At 50.3% G+C, this 16,995-nt stretch carries 15 protein-coding genes; 14 read left to right on the forward strand and 1 reads right to left on the reverse strand.

Going from position 1 to position 16,995, the window contains the following annotated elements; genetic code table 11:
* The first annotated feature begins 29 nt into the window (after positions 1-29).
* From IEW11_RS16535 to IEW11_RS16570, 8 genes are all read left to right on the forward strand, one after another.
* A complete protein-coding gene (locus IEW11_RS16535) occupies positions 30-1,184 on the forward strand; it encodes a type III polyketide synthase (RefSeq protein ID WP_188532182.1) in 1,155 nt (384 codons plus the stop codon).
* Positions 1,177-1,917, forward strand: coding sequence for a methyltransferase domain-containing protein (locus tag IEW11_RS16540; protein WP_229725356.1), 741 nt, complete (start codon positions 1,177-1,179; stop codon positions 1,915-1,917). The genes IEW11_RS16535 and IEW11_RS16540 overlap by 8 nt, the downstream gene beginning before the upstream one ends.
* On the forward strand, positions 1,914-3,053 hold the full coding sequence (locus IEW11_RS16545; RefSeq protein ID WP_188532183.1) for an NAD(P)/FAD-dependent oxidoreductase: 1,140 nt from the start codon (positions 1,914-1,916) through the stop codon (positions 3,051-3,053). The genes IEW11_RS16540 and IEW11_RS16545 overlap by 4 nt, the downstream gene beginning before the upstream one ends.
* A 22-nt stretch (positions 3,054-3,075) precedes the next feature.
* Positions 3,076-5,208 carry an MMPL family transporter gene (locus IEW11_RS16550; RefSeq protein WP_188532184.1) on the forward strand — a complete coding sequence of 711 codons (2,133 nt, stop codon included), beginning with the start codon at positions 3,076-3,078 and terminating at the stop codon, positions 5,206-5,208.
* A gap of 207 nt (positions 5,209-5,415) precedes the next feature.
* Positions 5,416-5,781, forward strand: coding sequence for a hypothetical protein (locus IEW11_RS16555; protein ID WP_188532185.1), 366 nt, complete (start codon positions 5,416-5,418; stop codon positions 5,779-5,781).
* A 43-nt stretch (positions 5,782-5,824) separates the two neighbouring features.
* On the forward strand, positions 5,825-8,032 hold the full coding sequence (gene secD, locus IEW11_RS16560; protein ID WP_188532186.1) for a protein translocase subunit SecD: 2,208 nt from the start codon (positions 5,825-5,827) through the stop codon (positions 8,030-8,032).
* 101 nt (positions 8,033-8,133) lie between these two features.
* Entirely contained in the window at positions 8,134-8,832 is a 699-nt protein-coding gene (locus tag IEW11_RS16565) for a PIG-L deacetylase family protein (protein ID WP_188532187.1), read from the forward strand.
* A gap of 95 nt (positions 8,833-8,927) precedes the next feature.
* Positions 8,928-9,824 carry a hypothetical protein gene (locus tag IEW11_RS16570; protein ID WP_188532188.1) on the forward strand — a complete coding sequence of 299 codons (897 nt, stop codon included), beginning with the start codon at positions 8,928-8,930 and terminating at the stop codon, positions 9,822-9,824.
* Between the two features lie 29 nt (positions 9,825-9,853).
* On the opposite strand, the gene IEW11_RS16575 is transcribed toward IEW11_RS16570, so the two are convergent.
* The gene (locus IEW11_RS16575) at positions 9,854-10,381 is read right to left on the reverse strand and encodes a hypothetical protein (protein WP_188532189.1); all 528 of its coding nucleotides are present in this window, start codon (positions 10,379-10,381) and stop codon (positions 9,854-9,856) included.
* A gap of 542 nt (positions 10,382-10,923) precedes the next feature.
* Here IEW11_RS16575 and IEW11_RS16580 point away from each other — a divergent pair.
* The 6 genes from IEW11_RS16580 (at position 10,924) to IEW11_RS16605 (ending at position 16,960) form a co-directional block, all read left to right on the forward strand.
* Positions 10,924-11,394 carry a cupin domain-containing protein gene (locus IEW11_RS16580; protein ID WP_188532190.1) on the forward strand — a complete coding sequence of 157 codons (471 nt, stop codon included), beginning with the start codon at positions 10,924-10,926 and terminating at the stop codon, positions 11,392-11,394.
* Between the two features lie 70 nt (positions 11,395-11,464).
* Positions 11,465-12,412 carry a thiamine pyrophosphate-dependent dehydrogenase E1 component subunit alpha gene (locus IEW11_RS16585; RefSeq protein WP_188532191.1) on the forward strand — a complete coding sequence of 316 codons (948 nt, stop codon included), beginning with the start codon at positions 11,465-11,467 and terminating at the stop codon, positions 12,410-12,412.
* A gap of 13 nt (positions 12,413-12,425) precedes the next feature.
* Positions 12,426-13,400 carry an alpha-ketoacid dehydrogenase subunit beta gene (locus tag IEW11_RS16590; protein WP_188532192.1) on the forward strand — a complete coding sequence of 325 codons (975 nt, stop codon included), beginning with the start codon at positions 12,426-12,428 and terminating at the stop codon, positions 13,398-13,400.
* 28 nt (positions 13,401-13,428) lie between these two features.
* A complete protein-coding gene (locus IEW11_RS16595; protein WP_188532193.1) occupies positions 13,429-14,634 on the forward strand; it encodes a dihydrolipoamide acetyltransferase family protein in 1,206 nt (401 codons plus the stop codon).
* Between the two features lie 56 nt (positions 14,635-14,690).
* The gene (lpdA, locus tag IEW11_RS16600) at positions 14,691-16,100 is read left to right on the forward strand and encodes a dihydrolipoyl dehydrogenase (RefSeq protein ID WP_188532194.1); all 1,410 of its coding nucleotides are present in this window, start codon (positions 14,691-14,693) and stop codon (positions 16,098-16,100) included.
* A gap of 95 nt (positions 16,101-16,195) precedes the next feature.
* Positions 16,196-16,960 carry an IclR family transcriptional regulator gene (locus IEW11_RS16605; protein WP_188532195.1) on the forward strand — a complete coding sequence of 255 codons (765 nt, stop codon included), beginning with the start codon at positions 16,196-16,198 and terminating at the stop codon, positions 16,958-16,960.
* Positions 16,961-16,995 lie beyond the last annotated feature (35 nt).

The following is a 16,995-nucleotide window of genomic DNA, read 5'->3' on the forward strand; positions in this document are numbered from 1 at the left end:
AAAATAGAACAAGAGGGGATGGATGGAGGATGGAACATATGTCTTCAAGCATAGCGATCTTGGGCATTGGTACGGCGCTGCCGGCCTTTCGGATCGATCAGGCCGAAACAGCGGAACGCGTAGCAGACGCATTAAGGGAAGATCCAAGCTCCTCACGTTGGGCAAAAAAAATTTTCAAGCAGTGTGCTGTAGAGTCCCGCTATACCTGTGAGCCTAATTTGCTTGAATCCACTCCTGATTGCCGGTATTTTTCGCATACTTCATTAAGAGGGGTTCCGACAACCTCCGAACGAATGAAAACCTACAAGAGGGAGTCGGTTCCGCTTGGGCTGGATGCGGCGAGAAAAGCGCTTTTGGATGCAAAGGCGGATGCTTCTGACATTACACATCTGATTACAGTTAGCTGCACCGGGCAATTCCTTCCGGGCATAGATGCTGCATTGGCCGTACAGCTTGGGTTAGCTGCTGATGTGAACCGGATTATGCTTCAATTTATAGGATGCGCTGCCGGTTTAAAGGCGGTATGCTTGTCGCGGCACCTCGTATTAGGCAACCCGTCTGCTAAAGTATTAATCGTCTGTGTGGAGTTATGCACGCTTCACATGCAGCCGGGCGGAGGGCGGAAGGCTTTGTTCGCGGCTGCGCTGTTCGGCGACGGTGCCTCGGCTTGCGTGGTCGGACGGGCAGGATCGAGCCATAACGGCATCTTTAAGCTCGGGACAGATCATTCCGTTCTGCTGCCGGATTCGAGCGATGAGATGGTATGGGAGGTAGGCGATCATGGGTTTGATCTATATCTTTCCCCTAACATTCCAAAGCTGATCGGGAGATTCATTCCTGCAGAGGTGGAACGATTAATAGATGGAGATGACAAACCTGAGCTATGGGCAATTCATCCTGGAGGCAAAGGGATCGTCGATATTTTGCAGGACATGTTCGGGTTGACCGATGAACAAAGCCGGTCAAGCCGCTGCGTGCTTCGCAATTACGGAAATATGTCCTCTGCTACGATCTTATTCGTGCTTAACGAGATGAGACGCGAGTTGAAGGAGCTGGGCACCGAAGCGGCGAACGGGATCGCTTTGGCATTCGGGCCCGGCCTTACCGCCGAACTGCTCAAGTTCACTTATCTTGCTCCGGTAAAGATACCAGAGCCGCTGTTAGGCGGCAGTGCCTGTGTGTAGAGGACTTGAGCAGCGGGCCAAGCAGCCCGAATTGATGGATGATTTCTCGCAGGGCGGTCCGGAGCTGAGCGAAGCCTTTGCCCATCTTCGACGGCTTAACCGGATTTTCGGTGCTGCGGCACCTACGCTTTACGGTGTACAGCGATTGTGGGGCGAAGCGGAAAAACCGCGGCATTTGTCCGTCATGGATATCGGAGCGGGATCCGGAGAAGTGAACCGGGAGCTTTTGCGCTGGGCGGATAGGCAGGACATAGACCTTACGATTACATTAGTCGATCGGACTGAAGAGGCTTGCGAAGAGGCAAGGCGGATCTTTCATCACGAACGCCGGGTTCAGGTGATGAGATGTGATCTGTTTATGCTGCCGGAAGCTTGTGCGGACATCATTACCGGGACGCAATTTATCCACCATTTCGCATCGCATGAGCTTTGTGGCGTGGTAGCTAACATGCTGCGCCGATCCCGGTTAGGCGTAGTCATTAATGATATCCACCGGCATTGGATCGCCTGGTCTGCAGTATGGCTTGCGGTACGGATGATCTCAACGAATCGGTATATTCGACATGACGGGCCGCTGTCCGTTGCAAAAGGATTTCGCTTGGCTGATTGGCAGCAGCTTAGAGATGAACTTGGCGGACCGGAGATGTCTGTTGCCTGGCGACCGTTATTCCGGTATGCCGCCGTCATCCGGAATAACAGGGTCAATATTAATCAACGGAGTGGATTGGTATGAACCATAACCTGGATGCGGTGGTGATCGGAGCGGGAATCGCTGGCGGCAGCTTGGCCAAAGCTTTGGCGGATAAGGGATGGGGAACCTTACTAATCGACCGGCAAGCGTTCCCGCGGCATAAAGTCTGCGGAGAATTTATCTCCCCGGAAGCACAGGGGATGTTGAACGGATTCGGCTTGCGTGATCCGGTGGAAGCGCTGCTTCCGAGCAGTATTAACTATGTGAGGCTGCGCTTCAGCGAGGGGGAGGACTTGGAAATTCCTTTGCCCGGCACAGCGCTGGGGGTAAGCCGTTATGTTTTGGATCCCATGTTGCACAATGCGGCTGTAAGTTCAGGGGTACAGCTGCTTGCAGGCACAACGGTCACTTCGGTGTCCTCAGGCGATGAGGGATATCATATAGTGACGAAACGGCACAGTGGTATTCAGACCTTTAAAGCACGAGCGGTTATTGCCGCCTGGGGAGCCAATCCTCGTTCGGGCTTCCGGGATGATCGCCGTCATTCCGCACGGAATGCGTATATGGGCGTCAAATCGCACTTTAGCGGCATTGATATGCAGCCGGCTGTGGAGCTTTATTTTTTTTCCGGCGGGTACCTAGGTATCTCCCCGGTTGAAGGCGGACATTTCAATGTCGCGGCACTGTTAAAACAACAAGCATTTAAGAATTCAGGGAAAACGATTCTGAGCATGATCGACGGCGCGGCGCGCAGAAACCCGAAACTTTACGACAGGCTGGCGCAAGCCGTTCCAATCCCCGGGACTCAAGCAGCCACAGCCCCGGTTAATCTAAGCCGCAAGCCGGCTGCATGGGGCTTACTCCCCCATGTCGGGGATGCGGCGTTAATGATTCCTCCGCTCTGCGGAGATGGCATGTCGATGGCGCTGCGCTCCTCCCAATTATGCGCCGCATACGCAGACAGCTACCTGCGCGGTCAGATCTCGCTTTCTCAGTGGAAGCAAGGATACAGCAGATCGATCGTGCGGGAATTCAGCGCCCCCCTGCGGTGGGGAAGCCTCCTCCAAAGACTGTCGGGCGTCCCTGTCCTGCCCCGTCTGCTTTTAAGCTTAGCGCGGCTTTCGCCAGGGCTGGCGGCAGGCTTGATACGCGCGACACGTCTAAAAGACAGCGATTAGATGATTACAGAGGAGCAACGATATGGGATATCATCTGCTTGCCCTCATCTCCGTGCGATATGCAAAGCCCATTATATTGCTGTGGGCGTTGTTCTTCGTCTGTTTCGGTTATTACGCCCCTAAACTGCCCGATGTGCTGAAGGATCATGGCTTGACCCCCGATGGCGCTTATGGGGAGGTTCAGCAGATTCTTGTTTCCGATTTTCATATTCCGGAGGACCCGGTCCTGCTTCTGTTTGAGAAAGAGGATCACGTTTCCCAGGAGCAATTCCGCCGGTTTATACAAACAGCGCTGCAGCAGCTCCACGGAATCGAGGGCCTGCCGCAAGCGGCCTCTCCGCTCGAGATCGAGGGGATGCTGAAAGAGAATGCCGCTTATGCGCTGCTTGTTTTTAAGCAGCCCTCCTATGAGATCGAACCCGTGCTGGAGGAGATTCGGAGGCGGCTGCCTGGATCTGGGGATATCACCGTGAAAATGTCGGGAAAATCCGTCGTACAGGCGGATGTGAACCAGGCCAGCCGCCATGACATGAGGCAGGCGGAACTGATCGGGATCCCGGCTGCCTTTCTTATCCTATGGTGGGCGTTCGGAGGGATTGTGTCCGCTTTGATCCCCATTGTCATGGGGATCATCGGGGTTACCGGAACGATGGGACTAATGTATGGGCTGGGGACAAAGGTAGAGCTGTCTAACTTTGTATTGAATGTCATTCCCATGGTGGGGCTTGCGCTAACGCTGGATTTTGCTTTGATCGTGGTCAGCAGGTTTAGGGAGGAATTAACAAAAAGCGCTGTTGAACCGGCATTAGCTGTGACAATGAAGACTGCCGGAAGAGCCGTTGTATTATCAGCGGCCTGCGTATTTCTAGGCTTGACTGGGATTTTGTTTATTCCGCTGCCGATCTTTACTACTGTAGCTCTAGGGGCGATGGCGGTATTAACGGTTTCATTACTGTTGACGTTGACTCTGCTTCCGGCGCTTCTGTCGATGATCTGGCCTGCCATTCAAGCAGAGAGCAAACCGCTCGCCGCCGGTCGGCACAAGGTTAGGCGGCATTCTTTCTACCGGTATGTGATGAGAAGGCCTGTTCGAATGGGCCTGCTGGCTTCTTTGCTGTTAATCGCTTGTTTGCTGCCTTTGGGCCGGATGACACTAGGTATTCCCGATGCCGCTTCCTTACCGCATGGTTATGAATCCCGCAGGGCTGATGAGGCATATCAGTCTTATTTCGTCTCAGCTTCTGTCTCGCAAGTTCATCTCATTGTTCAGGGCAGCGCTTATTCCTTTACCAAAGCCGATTGGATCAAAACGGCTGCTCTCATAGCAAGGTTAAATCGCGATCCGGATGTACAACGCGTGGATTCTGTATTCAGCAATATGCAAATGCCGCCCGAGCAGCTTCATTTCTTATTGCAAAGGCCGGACTTGAAACGAAAATATGAACCGGTGCTGCAGCGATTTGTTCATGGAAACCGAATGCTTGTTCATGTGACGATAGCGGGTGCACCGTCATCAAAGCAAGCGAAGGATTGGATCAGCGCTTGGGAGCGTCAAGGGGAGACGGGAGCCATCCGTTTTCTAATCGGAGGAGAGGCAAAGTACCAGCAGGAAGTTTTTGATGCGATTTTTAAACATGTAAAGGATGTCCTTTTATTTGTGTTGATTTCCAATTTTATTGTGTTGTTCATCGCTTTCCGTTCCGTACTGATTCCAATTAAAATAATGGCCATGAATCTCCTGAGCTTGGGGGCTTCGTTTGGTATATTAGCGTGGATTGTTGAAGGCGGGCACCTGGGAATGGAGTCTGGCAGCATCGCCATTATGATCCCCGTGTTTATTTTCGGCTTGGTATTTGGCATCAGTATGGATTACGGCGTGTTCCTGATCTCGCGAATTTATGAGGTATACCGGGAAACACAGGATAATGACCAAGCAGTATGGATGGGACTGGCCACAACGGGCAGGATGATCACCTCCGCTGCTGCGATCATGATCGCGGTAACCATTCCCTTCGCATTTGGAGACGTTGCGGGCGTTAAGCAGCTTGGAATTGGCATCGCGTCGGCCATCTTTATCGATGCAACCATCATCAGGATGATCTTGGTTCCCTCCCTAATGAGACTGCTTGGAAGATGGAATTGGTGGGCGCCGTAAAACGGGTTTTCTTTTAAAGAAAAAAGGGGTATAATCGTATTCATTGAATGACATAAGAGCTGAATCTTCTTGGAAAACGGGGGAACCATAAGTTTACTTTGCTCACCTCGCAGGCTTTACTGAACAGGACTCACGGCCTACAAGCATTGGGTTACCAGTGCTTTTTTTTGTGTTTATATTCGAAGACCAGTGCAAAGGAGGATAACGATGAATTATTGGAACCAGATCGATAAACGGACCCTAGGGATATTCTTTGTTATCTTCCTCCTTGCTTATTCAACCCTTGTGCCTTTTGCTGCTGACGGGGATAAAGTGTACTTGCCCGATTCCCCGATTATTTCCGCAGTCCACGAAGGCCAATTCGAAACGATAACCAGGCAGCATGGGGGACAAAAATTCATTTCCTCCGGATTTTATCAATATGCGATTTTGATGCTTCAATTCGTTTTATTGTATGTGATTTCCGCGAAGCATCTGAACAATTCGATTGCCTTGCGGTTAAAGCATTTAATGCTGGATCCTGTGAAATTTACATCGAATTATGTTGTTTTCTTCTTCCGCTCCATTTCATAACGCACAGCTAAGCGATATTTAATGAAGAAGGGAAACAAACAACATGAATATGAAAAGAATACTGGCTTTTGTGTTAACGATTATCCTCACATCTGCAATCGTCATTACGACGATGCCAACGATTATTAACGGCATCAAATTGGGCCTTGATTTGAAAGGCGGCTTTGAAATTTTGTATGAAGCGCAGCCAGTTGTAGAAGGCGGCACCATTACGAAAGAAGCGTTAAGGGAGACAGCCAAAAGCCTGGAAAAAAGGGCGAATGCCTTCGGCGTTGCCGAACCCGAGGTAACTCCTGAGGGAAGCAACCGGATCAGAGCGAGAATTGCCGGTGTTTCGGATGAAAAAACGGTTCGGGAAATTATGAAAAAACCTGCGGAGCTTACATTTCGCAGTATGAGAGGCTGTAAGGAAGGAGCAGAGTTCTGCAAAGTAGAACTGCGGGGCAGTGATTTCGTAGAGGGCGGGGCGGACATCTATCAGGATCAATTAGGCAGATGGACGATCACGATCTCGTTGAAGGATGCCCAAAAATTCGCTGAGGTTACAAGAGAGATTGCGAAGAATGTACCCAACAATAAACTCGCCATTTATCTGGATGATACACAGCTTTCAGCGCCTGCTGTAAATCAGGAAATCAACAGCGACCAGGCGATTATCGAGGGCGATTACACCCATGAGGAAGCGCGGAATTTGGCGGATGTGATCAATCTTGGCGCACTGCCGCTAAAGCTGACGGAAAAGTACACCCAATCCGTAGGGGCTACGCTAGGCCAGCTGTCGCTGCAGCAAACGCTGTTAGCGGGAACCATAGCGTCCATTTTCATTCTGTTATTCATGATTGTCGTATATCGCGTACCGGGCCTGATTGCCAGCATAACCTTGATCGTCTACAGCTGGGGCCTGCTGCTGCTGTTTTATTGGATGCAGGCGACACTCACGCTGCCTGGAATTGCAGCCTTTGTGCTCGGAATCGGGATGGCGGTAGATGCCAATATCATTACTGCAGAACGAATACGGGAAGAGCTGAGAAGCGGCAAAAGCCTGTTGTCGTCACTGCGGGCGGGATCTAAAAATTCGTTCCGTACCATTTTGGATGCGAATCTTACGACCATCGTGGCGGCTGCTGTTCTATATTATGTCGGCACAGGTGCCATCCAAGGGTTTGCGTTAACCCTGATTTTGAGTAATGTGCTTAGTATGGTGACGAACGTGTCGTTTTCACAGCTTCTGCTTCATTTACTGGTCCGCAGCGAACTCATCCGCAAACCGGAATATTTCGGGGTGAAGCAAGCGGACGTCAGGCCGCTGTCCAAAAACAAAGCTGATGAGAAGCCGTATTACAAGCTGTATGACTTTGTGAAACGCCGTAATTTCTTTTTCGCGCTCTCTTCGCTGATCACAGTACTAGGCATTGTGACCTTGCTGCTGTTCAACTTGAATTATGGCGTGGATTTCAAAGCCGGCACAAGCTTGGACATCTCCATCGGGCAGTCGATCACGCACGACGAAGCGGAGAAGCTCATTACTGACGCAGGCATTACACCAGCGTCGGTGACGATCGGCGGCGATAACAACAGCCGCATTTCGGCCCGTTTCGAACAGGTATTAAGCTCGGATAAAGGTGATGTGGACCGCATTATTCAGCAGTTCAAGAAGGTTTATGGCGAAAAAGTTTCGGTTGAGGAGAATACGGTCGATCCAGGGATCGCGCAGGAGCTGGGGGTCAAAGCGATCATCGCTGTGGCTGTGGCCAGCCTGGGCATCATCATTCTGGTCAGCTTACGTTTCGAATGGCGTTTTGCACTGGCGGGGATCGTTGCGCTGCTGCATGACGCGTTCATGGTTGTCAGCGTATTTTCGATCTTCCGGCTTGAGGTTAATCTGCCTTTTGTCGCCGCCGTTCTTACGATCATTGGTTATTCCATCAATGATACGATCGTAATATTTGACCGGATTCGTGAAAATCTTCGATTTGCCAAAGTTAAAACCTTTGAAGACCTTTCACATCTTGTGAATACGAGCATCTCGCAGACATTGGCGCGTTCGATCAATACCGGCTTGACCGTATTGGCCGCTTCGCTTATCCTCTTTATTATGGGCGGTGAATCGATCAAGCTGTTCTCGCTGGCCATGACGCTGGGATTGATCTTCGGGATGTACTCGTCGATTTTTATTGCCAGCCAAATCTGGCTGCTCCTGAAGAAAAGATCGTTAAACAGTAAAACCGCTGTTACTCCAGAGCAGGAGTAGAAGAGGCATAGAACACCATCTGCACCTTCTGTACCTTATACAGTCGGGACAGGTGGTGTTTTTTCAAACATGAATAATGAACACAAGGAGGCAGGGCAGCAATGAAGCAAACGGTAGCATTTCTCTATGCACATCCCGACGACGAAACCTTTCTTAGCGGGTGCTTGATAAGGCAATTGGCGGATGAGGGCCATATACCGGTCCTTCTGCTTGCAACCAAAGGCGATGCAGGCAAAAAGAATGGTCGTGCCGCGCATCTTTCAAATGAAGAGCTGGCGGTGATGAGGGAGAAGGAGATGGAGAAAGCGGCAGACATTTTGGGCATTTCGAATATTACGTATTTGAATTACCTTGATGGCAAGCTGAACACGGTAGATGAGCAGATGTTCGTGGATCAGGTTGTCCGATTTCTCAACGAACATCGCCCGAAGGTCATCGTGACATTTCCTGAAAACGGAGGGAACTATCATCCCGATCATATCGCGATCTCTCAGATTACAACTTCAGCCGTATTGAGTGGAAGATGCCCTTCCGTAGAGAAGCTGTACTATGCTGGAATCCGTGAAGACATCGATGCGATTCAGGGACAGCCGGCTATAACAGTGGATACAAATCCGCAATGGAACGTGAAGGCTGAGGCGCTGCGCGCACACCAATCCCAGATCTTCGCGATCGAGCGGTATTTTGGCGACCTTAACGCATGTCCGGAAAACAGGCGGCACGAAGCTTTCACGCTGCGTTGGGAGAGAGGAGCAGACTGGCCGAATAAAGCCGAACAGTCTTTATTTGACGGTATGTAACCGATGCAACATTTCCCAATTAGAAAATATTAATGACCTTATCACCCTATAATCCTGTAAAATGTGCGAATGTATTAGGGAAGGGGTGATCGTTCTTGGAAAAGAAACGTTGTTTATTTTGTAATGAAACCGTAGAAGTAGAAACGATAGACGATTGCGACTGGTACATTAGCTGCTGCTGTTCTCCTGACGGATCTTATGGACTCCATAATCATAGCTTTGAGTTTTACCAATCGCTTTCCTATGAGACGAAACGACAGATGTTCCCGATCATTTCCGCTCATATACGGGAGCAGACGGATTGCGGTGAAACGGTAGCTCTTGCCGGGGAGGATCTGAACGCGATTGAGACCGATCCGCGCAGGCCGGTTACCATCGAGGATAAGGGGTATCGCCTGCTTCAATATTTGCACAGACATACCAGCAAGCCGGGCGAGCCTGTCGTAATCAGGCAGCTTTCCAAAAGCTTCAACCTGACTTATTCTCCTAATTTGCAGGAACTCGTATATATTATTACCAAACTGATGGACGAGAAATCGCTTGAGCGGGAAGGCTCGACCTTCAAGCTTACGGAGAAAGGGTGGAGGGAAGCGGTAGCCAGCGGCAGAGGCAGGTCGTACAAGCCTTGTGTTGTGCTGCTGCCCGATGTGGACAAGCAGCGCCCGGAATGGTCGGTAAATGTGCTTCCGACGATCGAGCAGTGCGGTTATCTCCCTCATGTGATCGAAAAGGCGGAAGCCGGTCAAACGGGCGATCACATGGAACAGCTCCTGTCCAAGTGTAAGCTGGTGATCGCTGATTTGACCGGACATTCTCCGGAGGTTTATTTTGCGGCCGGTTTAGCGCTCGGGATGAACAAGACGGTGATATGGACCCTGCCGCACGGCGAGGCGAACCGCTTGCCTGTTCACTCGGAGCTCATTCGTCCATTAGTATGGGAGACGACGGATGAACTGGCTGCTATGGTACATCAGCGCCTAAGCTTATCCTAATGAATGAAGAGGCATATCCGTATCAGCGGTTATGCCTCTTCAGCATATTGATTGATAAACCGGAAGCTTCCGTAATCAATGACGACGAAGCGTTTTTTGTAACGCGCCAGGTTTTTCTCGCGAAGGCTGCGCGCGACGATCTTCTCCTTCAAGAAACGATTTCTGATTTTAGATAGCGTCATTTCATCCTTGTCCGACAATACCGCCCTCCGTTTTAACTTTTTCATAATGATCCACCCATGTCCATGCTCCATTACCGGGCATAAGTATCTTCGCATTCTTCTTGAACAGCGGGTGTAGATGTCATATTCCCTTTGATTGCTTCGTAAGCCTCTTCTTGATATTGCGATTTTGAGCACATAACCGTTCTTAAGATCATAAACGATTCTTGTTTTTCCGGAGCCAAGTATTTTGTAGCGCAGCTTCAAGAACGTTTTGGCCCGATTTTCTTTTTGTTCTTCTGTCCGCGATTTCTGTTTGATCATAATGGGTATCCACCGCCGAATCGTCTTCTGCTCGTTTTCGGACAGATACTTGCTTTTCACCGTTTTAGCCAACCTGTCACCCCCAACTAATCGATTACTAACAGCTTATGCAGCGGGGAGAGGTCTTGTCTCGGCGAACATATATCGATGCGGCAAGGGGGTTGTTAAACCGATGCATTCACGTGTTTCATAATATGAAATCAATTTCATTGAAATCAAATGGAGGGGTTGTTATACTTTTTTCAGAAGATCCAATCCACACACCACACGATCGCATCACGCTTTTCAAGTGAAATACTCTAATTTGTTAAGTGACCCGTTGATCGACCCATTACTACTATTCTGATTTCAGCAGACCTCACGCTAACTTCCCATTCTATTTCCGAATTACAGCCAGATTTAATATGTAAGCGCTTATAAACTTAATATTCAGAAAATGGATTGAGGGATTTTAAAAAAGTGAACCAGCTCTCAGCTTTTTCGAAATGCACTTTTTTAGAAAGTTTCACCCATTGACTACTTAAAGGGGGGATAAAAGCTCTGGAACAAATGGTATTACAGAAGGTCAAACATCGGTTATGTCGTTCAAAAAACAACCATTGGAGGAATGTACTATGAATCTGAAGGATATCCACAAACGTGTCATTCGCAGACAGGATGTACCAGCCAATTGGGATGCATTTCCGGATTTTAAGAAAGCGACTTACCGGTATATCGGAACGATGGCATCCACGGAGACAAAGATTCCCCCGGTTTTAATGGAAAGCGACATTTCGTTAGGTATTATCGAAGCGGGCCCCGGTCCTCAAGCCAGGCTGCACGATCATGAGATCGAAGAGATTTTCATGCCGCTTGAAGGCATGTGGGAATTTTTCTGGGGGCCGAACGGTGAAGAGAGAGCGACTCTGGGACCTTTGGACGTGATCACGGTTCCGCCCGGGGTGTTAAGAGGGTTCAACAACGTTGGGGCAGGAACAGGGCGCTTGCTGGTGCTGCACTCCAGCGCGGAAGCCGAGGGAGCCGCTTTTGATAAAAAGGAAAATCTCTCCAATGTGACGGATACGAACAATCATCGGAATGCTTGATTCACGGATGGTTCTGAAGCGAAATCGGTACCTTACGGAATGATCCAAATTCTAGAAGGTGGGAGGTACTATGGATAAAGAACGATTAATTGAAGCTTATACTGTAATGAGAACAATCCGGAGATTCGAAGAAACGTTGAATGACCTGTATGCGGAAAATTTTATCCGGGGTTCGATCCATTTGTCGATCGGTCAGGAGGCTGTAGCAGCCGGCGTAGGGCTGGCAATGGCGCCTCAGGATAAGCTGACAACGACTTACCGCGGTCATGGTCATGTTATCGCCAGAAAAACGCCCATCCGATTTTTAATGGCCGAAATGCTGGGCAGGGAGACGGGAATCAATAAAGGGCGCGGCGGTTCGATGCATTTTACCGATGTGAGCCGGGGCGTGCTCGGCGCTAACGCGATCGTCGCGGCGGGGATACCTCATGCGGTTGGAGCAGCCTACAGCGCGAAGTACCTTAAGGAGGATTTTGTAACGGTCACGATATTCGGCGATGGCGCAACGAACCAGGGGGCTTTTCATGAAGCGCTGAATCTGGCCGCGGTCTATCAGCTTCCCGTGCTGTTTGTATGCGAGAACAATCTTTATTCGGAGATGACGCCGATCGAAGAAATCGTGCCGGTCGACAACATGGCAGAACGTGCGGAAGCCTACCGGATTCCGTCGTTTATCGTCGATGGCTACGATGTTGAGGAAGTTTACGGAGCTGTAAAAAAGTCGATTGAGGATATACGTTCCGGGAAAGGCCCTGTATTTCTGGAGATGAAAACGTACAGGCTCGTAGGCCATATGTATGGCGACCAAGAAATCTACCGGTCAAGAGAAGAAGTAGAATCCTGGAAGGTCAGAGACCCGCTCAGCACAACGGCTGACAAGCTGGCAGCGATGGGGGTGGATATCAACGGGATCAATGCATCGGTAGAAAGGGATATCGAAGATGCCGTGAGCTTTGCGAAAGAAAGCGCTTGGCCGGATCCGAGCCGGTTGTATGAAGGCGTATATTTCGGAGAATAGGAGGTAACGTCGAATGGCTCAGAAGATGACCTATACGCAAGCGCTCAATTTGTCAATAAAAGAAGAGATGGAACGGGATGACCGGATCGTGTTGTTCGGCGAGGATATCGGCAAGCCCGGCGGAGCTTTTCAAGTGACGAAGGGGCTGTGGGAGCAATTCGGCTCGGACCGCGTTCTGGATACGCCGATTTCGGAAACGGGATTTTTCGGCATGGCGATTGGCGCGGCGCTCACCGGATTAAGGCCGGTCGTTGAAATTCTGTATATGGACTTTTGTGCGGTGGCGATGGATCAGCTGATCAATCAAGCCAATAAGCTGACCTATATGTCAGGCGGCCAGTTTCCTGTTCCCGTTGTCTTTCGCGGACAGCAAGGGGCCGGACGAGGGAACGGGGCACAGCACTCGCAAAGCTTCGAATCCTTATTCTGCAACATGCCGGGTATCCAGGTCGTACTGCCCTCGAGTCCTAACGATGCGTATGGTTTATTCAAAACCGCGGTAAGAAATAACAAGCCGGTTATCTTTCTCGAACATAAGCTTCTTTACGGGATAAGGGACGAGGTTGAAGTCGGCCGGGAACCGATTCCTTTCGGCCAAGCAAATATCGTCAGAAGCGGGGAGGATGTCACGATCGTCGCGGTATCCAGAATGGTGCAGTTTGCAAAGGAAGCAGCCGAAAAACTGGCACAACAGGGCATCTCTTGCGAAATCATTGATCCGCGCACACTTGTTCCGTTTGATCTGGAGACCGTGGCAAAATCCGTTCAAAAAACCGGGCGGTTAATTGTGGTGGAAGAGTCTCACAGATGGGGCTCTATCGGGGCATCCATCATCCATGAGGTTGTAGAGCAGGCTTTTAATTACCTGGATTCTCCGCCAAAGCTGATCGGAACGGAGAATGTCCCGATTCCATACAGCAAACCACTGGAGGATGCGGCGATTCCGTCGCCGGAGAAAATAGAGCAAGCCGTTCTGTCTATGGTTTGATGGCTGAACCCGGGTTTGGAGGTACGTGATGAAGATTATATTGCCCAAATTAGGCGCAAACATGGATAGTGCAGTGCTAACCAAATGGTTGGTAGCAGAGGGCGAGCCGGTTGAGAAAAACAATGCGGTCGCGGAAATTTCAACGGATAAGGTAACCATGGAGATTGAAGCTCCAGAGGACGGAATAGTAGTGAAGCAGTATTTTAAAGAAGACGATGATGTGCCGGTAGGGGCGGTGATCGCCGAGATCGGGTCGGCTGCTCAGCAATCACCTGATCCGGCTAAGCCGAATAAGGCCGCAGCGCCAGAACAGGACGCCAAGCTTGCAGCCTCGCCATCCGCAAGGAAATTAGCGCATAAAATGGGCATCGACCTTTCTGTAGTGAAAGGCACCGGACCGCGAGGGCGGATTGTAAGCGAGGATATTATGCGTTACGCCAATTCGGAGCAAGCGGCGGGCGAGAAGAAAGAAGCGGCTGGCCAACTGCCGGAGCAAGCCCAGGTTTCCGGTAATACACCGGATCCGACAGTGCTTGCAGAGCCTTCCGTCCAACGGGAGCAAGCTGAATCGTATCGGCTCACCCGTATCGAAAAATTGAGCGGTGAGCGTATGCTGCAAAGCCTTCAATCAACGGCACAGCTGACGCTCAGCAGAGATGTGGATGTGACCGGGACGCTGGCTCTGCTGGATTCGCTGAAAAGTGCGAAGCAGGCCAGGATCACCTTTACAGCCGTTGTCCTTTTGGCCGTGTGCAAGGCACTGCAGGTTCACAAGCGCTTTAACGGTAAATTGAAAAACGGGGAAATTATCATCGGAGAGAATGTCGACCTTAATGTTGCCGTCGCAACGGAGCAGGGACTGCTGGTGCCTGTCATTCGAGAGCTGCAGAGCAAATCGCTGCTGTCTGTATCCGAGGCGCTTGCCCGGATCGTGGACAAAGCCAGGGGCGGCAAGCTGGAGGCGGATGATTATGCAACCGGCAACTTCACCGTTACGAACCTTGGAGCGAGCGGTGTGGATACATTTACGCCAATCTTGTATCCGGGACAAATCGGCATCCTCGGCGTGGGAAGAATCCTTAAACGATCTTGGGTGTTTCAAGATAACTTGGAGATCCGATCTATCGTGTCCTTGTCGTTGACATGGGACCACCAAGCGGTGGACGGTTATCCGGCAGCGCAATTTATGAAGTCTGTGGCTGAATATCTTGAGACGCCAGGCTTAATGCTCTGATTGCGTGCTGGAAGAGTGGAACGTTCGCTCGTTTTATAGGAATGGAGTTGTGAGCGATGGATGCAGGTAATGCTGTTGTAGAAATCGATGTTGTCGTGATCGGTGCGGGGCCAGGCGGCTACACAGCCGCAATCCGCGCAGCGCAGCTAGGAAGGAAGGTACTTGTGATCGAGAAGGGCAGCTTGGGCGGCGTATGCTTGAATGTAGGCTGCATCCCTTCCAAGATCCTCATTACGGCAGCGGAAAGATTCGAGTTATTATCCCATTCGGATGAGATGGGAGTCGAAGCGGAACAGGTATCCTTCAATTTCTCCAAATTGCTGAAACGCAAGCATAATGTCATCCAAACATTGACAAGCGGTGTCGGCAGCTTGCTGAAAGGTTATCAAGTCCAGGTTGTCCATGGAGAAGCGAGGTTTATCGGCAGCAAAGAATTAATCGTTTGCAATGGCGAGTATTCGACAAGCTACCGGTTTAACCATTGCATTATCGCCGCTGGCTCCCGTCCGGCAGAGCTGCCGGGGCTTCCGTTCGGGGACAAGGTGCTCTCATCGACTGATGCGCTGAGCTTGGATAAGCTGCCCGAGCGATTGATCGTTGTCGGTGGAGGTTATATTGGCATTGAGCTGGGCCAGGCCTTTGCCAAGTTAGGCACCAAGGTGACCACGCTTGAAGCCGGAGCAACGATCCTTCCCGGATTCGACAAACGGATGGCAAACATGGTGAGCCGGAATATGAAAAAGGCGCACGCGGATATATATACCGGCGCGAATGTGAAGCGCATAACAACGGCCGACGGGGAAGTGATCGTCATGTTTGATCATTCCGGGGAGGAGAAGCAAATTACCGCCGATTATGTACTCGTATCGGTAGGCCGTATGCCGAACACGGATCAATTGGGCCTGGAGGCTGCTGGAGTGGAGGCGAACGGCAAAGGTTATATTGAAGTGGATCGTCAATGCAGGACGAATGTATCTCATATCTATGCAATCGGCGACATCGTTCCCGGCCCTGCCTTGGCCCACAAGGCTGCTTATGAAGGGAAGGTGGCGGCTGAAGCGATCGCCGGCGAGCGGCGGTATGTCGATTATCGCTGCATTCCTGCAGTTGTGTTCTCTGATCCGGAGCTTGCGGCGGTCGGTTTGACAGAGCAAGCGGCGCATAAGAGCGGGTATGACGCGATGGTCGGGAATTTTTCCTACGGTGCGAACGGCAGAGCTTTGACGTTGAACGCCGCGGCAGGCATGGTGACCTTGGTAGGCGATAAGAAAACAGGTGCCGTGCTGGGCGCGCAGATCGCCGGGCCTGAGGCGTCGAATCTGATCGCTGAAATAACGTTAGCGATTGAAATGGGTGCGTCGTTCGAGGACATTGCCCTGACGATTCATGCTCATCCAACGCTTGGGGAGATGATCATGGAAGCTGCGGAAAACGGCCTTGGACAGGGAATACATTCGCTGCATTGAGCGCAGAAAAAACGACATTTTTTTCTTTCATATTATGAAATATGTTTCATTGACGCTCAATACCTATCTTGATATATTGGGTTCAGGTGAAGAGAATGGATAAAAATAAAACAACGATCAAGTCAGTATTGAAAGCGCTTCAAATTCTGGATTTACTTGGACAACATCCAAACGGACTGCTTGTCAAAGAGATTAGCATTGAACTGAAATTGAACATCAGCACCACGTATCACCTCATTAATACAATGTTGGAGCTCGGGTATGTGAATAAGACCAAAGAGGATATGTACACGCTGGGGTACCGAATTCCGTACTTGAACAACGCTTTTCTGCAATCGATGGCTCCCGATACGATCTTGAATCAGTTTTTGCAGGAGCTCTCCAATATTACACTGGAAACTGCCTATCTGGGCATGGTACAGGATAATGATGTCATCCTGCAGCGGATCATTGATTGTCCGCAAGCGATAAAAGTGAAAACGCTTTATATCGGTTATAAGGACTACCCTTATGCGAGAGCACTGCCCAAGTCGATCATGGCTTTCTGGCCGGAATCCCAAATCCATCAATACTTTGCAGGACAAACGTTCGAGCGGTTAACTGAATCGACCCCTGCAAATATAGAAGAATTGATGGTGGAGTTACACCAGATAAGAGAGCATGGTTACAGCATTGACGAGCAAGGCTTTACGAAGGGCATTTGCTGCATTGCAGCCCCTGTATTTGATGCTAGCAAGGTGCCGGTCTCCGCTTATAGCGTAACGATGCCTTATGAAAGATACAGAGAGAACCGCGACGATTACCTGGAAAAAGTGTGTACAACAGCTAAGAAGGCTTCGCAATATTTAGGGTATTCATAATACGCGTAAAGGGGGTGTTAGAAAAAGAACAACTG

It is taken from the genome of Paenibacillus abyssi (assembly GCF_014640295.1).
Classification (GTDB): Bacteria; Bacillota; Bacilli; order Paenibacillales; family Paenibacillaceae; genus Paenibacillus_D; species Paenibacillus_D abyssi.

Excerpts from the sequence above, each read along its gene's own strand:
- IEW11_RS16535 (WP_188532182.1), top strand. The coding sequence starts at position 30 with ATGGAACATATGTCTTCAAGCATAGCGATCTTGGGCATTGGTACGGCG.
- IEW11_RS16545 (WP_188532183.1), top strand. The coding sequence starts at position 1,914 with ATGAACCATAACCTGGATGCGGTGGTGATCGGAGCGGGAATCGCTGGC.
- IEW11_RS16550 (WP_188532184.1), top strand. The coding sequence starts at position 3,076 with ATGGGATATCATCTGCTTGCCCTCATCTCCGTGCGATATGCAAAGCCC.
- IEW11_RS16555 (WP_188532185.1), top strand. The coding sequence starts at position 5,416 with ATGAATTATTGGAACCAGATCGATAAACGGACCCTAGGGATATTCTTT.
- secD (WP_188532186.1), top strand. The coding sequence starts at position 5,825 with ATGAATATGAAAAGAATACTGGCTTTTGTGTTAACGATTATCCTCACA.
- IEW11_RS16565 (WP_188532187.1), top strand. The coding sequence starts at position 8,134 with ATGAAGCAAACGGTAGCATTTCTCTATGCACATCCCGACGACGAAACC.
- IEW11_RS16580 (WP_188532190.1), top strand. The coding sequence starts at position 10,924 with ATGAATCTGAAGGATATCCACAAACGTGTCATTCGCAGACAGGATGTA.
- IEW11_RS16585 (WP_188532191.1), top strand. The coding sequence starts at position 11,465 with ATGGATAAAGAACGATTAATTGAAGCTTATACTGTAATGAGAACAATC.
- IEW11_RS16590 (WP_188532192.1), top strand. The coding sequence starts at position 12,426 with ATGGCTCAGAAGATGACCTATACGCAAGCGCTCAATTTGTCAATAAAA.
- IEW11_RS16595 (WP_188532193.1), top strand. The coding sequence starts at position 13,429 with ATGAAGATTATATTGCCCAAATTAGGCGCAAACATGGATAGTGCAGTG.
- lpdA (WP_188532194.1), top strand. The coding sequence starts at position 14,691 with ATGGATGCAGGTAATGCTGTTGTAGAAATCGATGTTGTCGTGATCGGT.
- IEW11_RS16605 (WP_188532195.1), top strand. The coding sequence starts at position 16,196 with ATGGATAAAAATAAAACAACGATCAAGTCAGTATTGAAAGCGCTTCAA.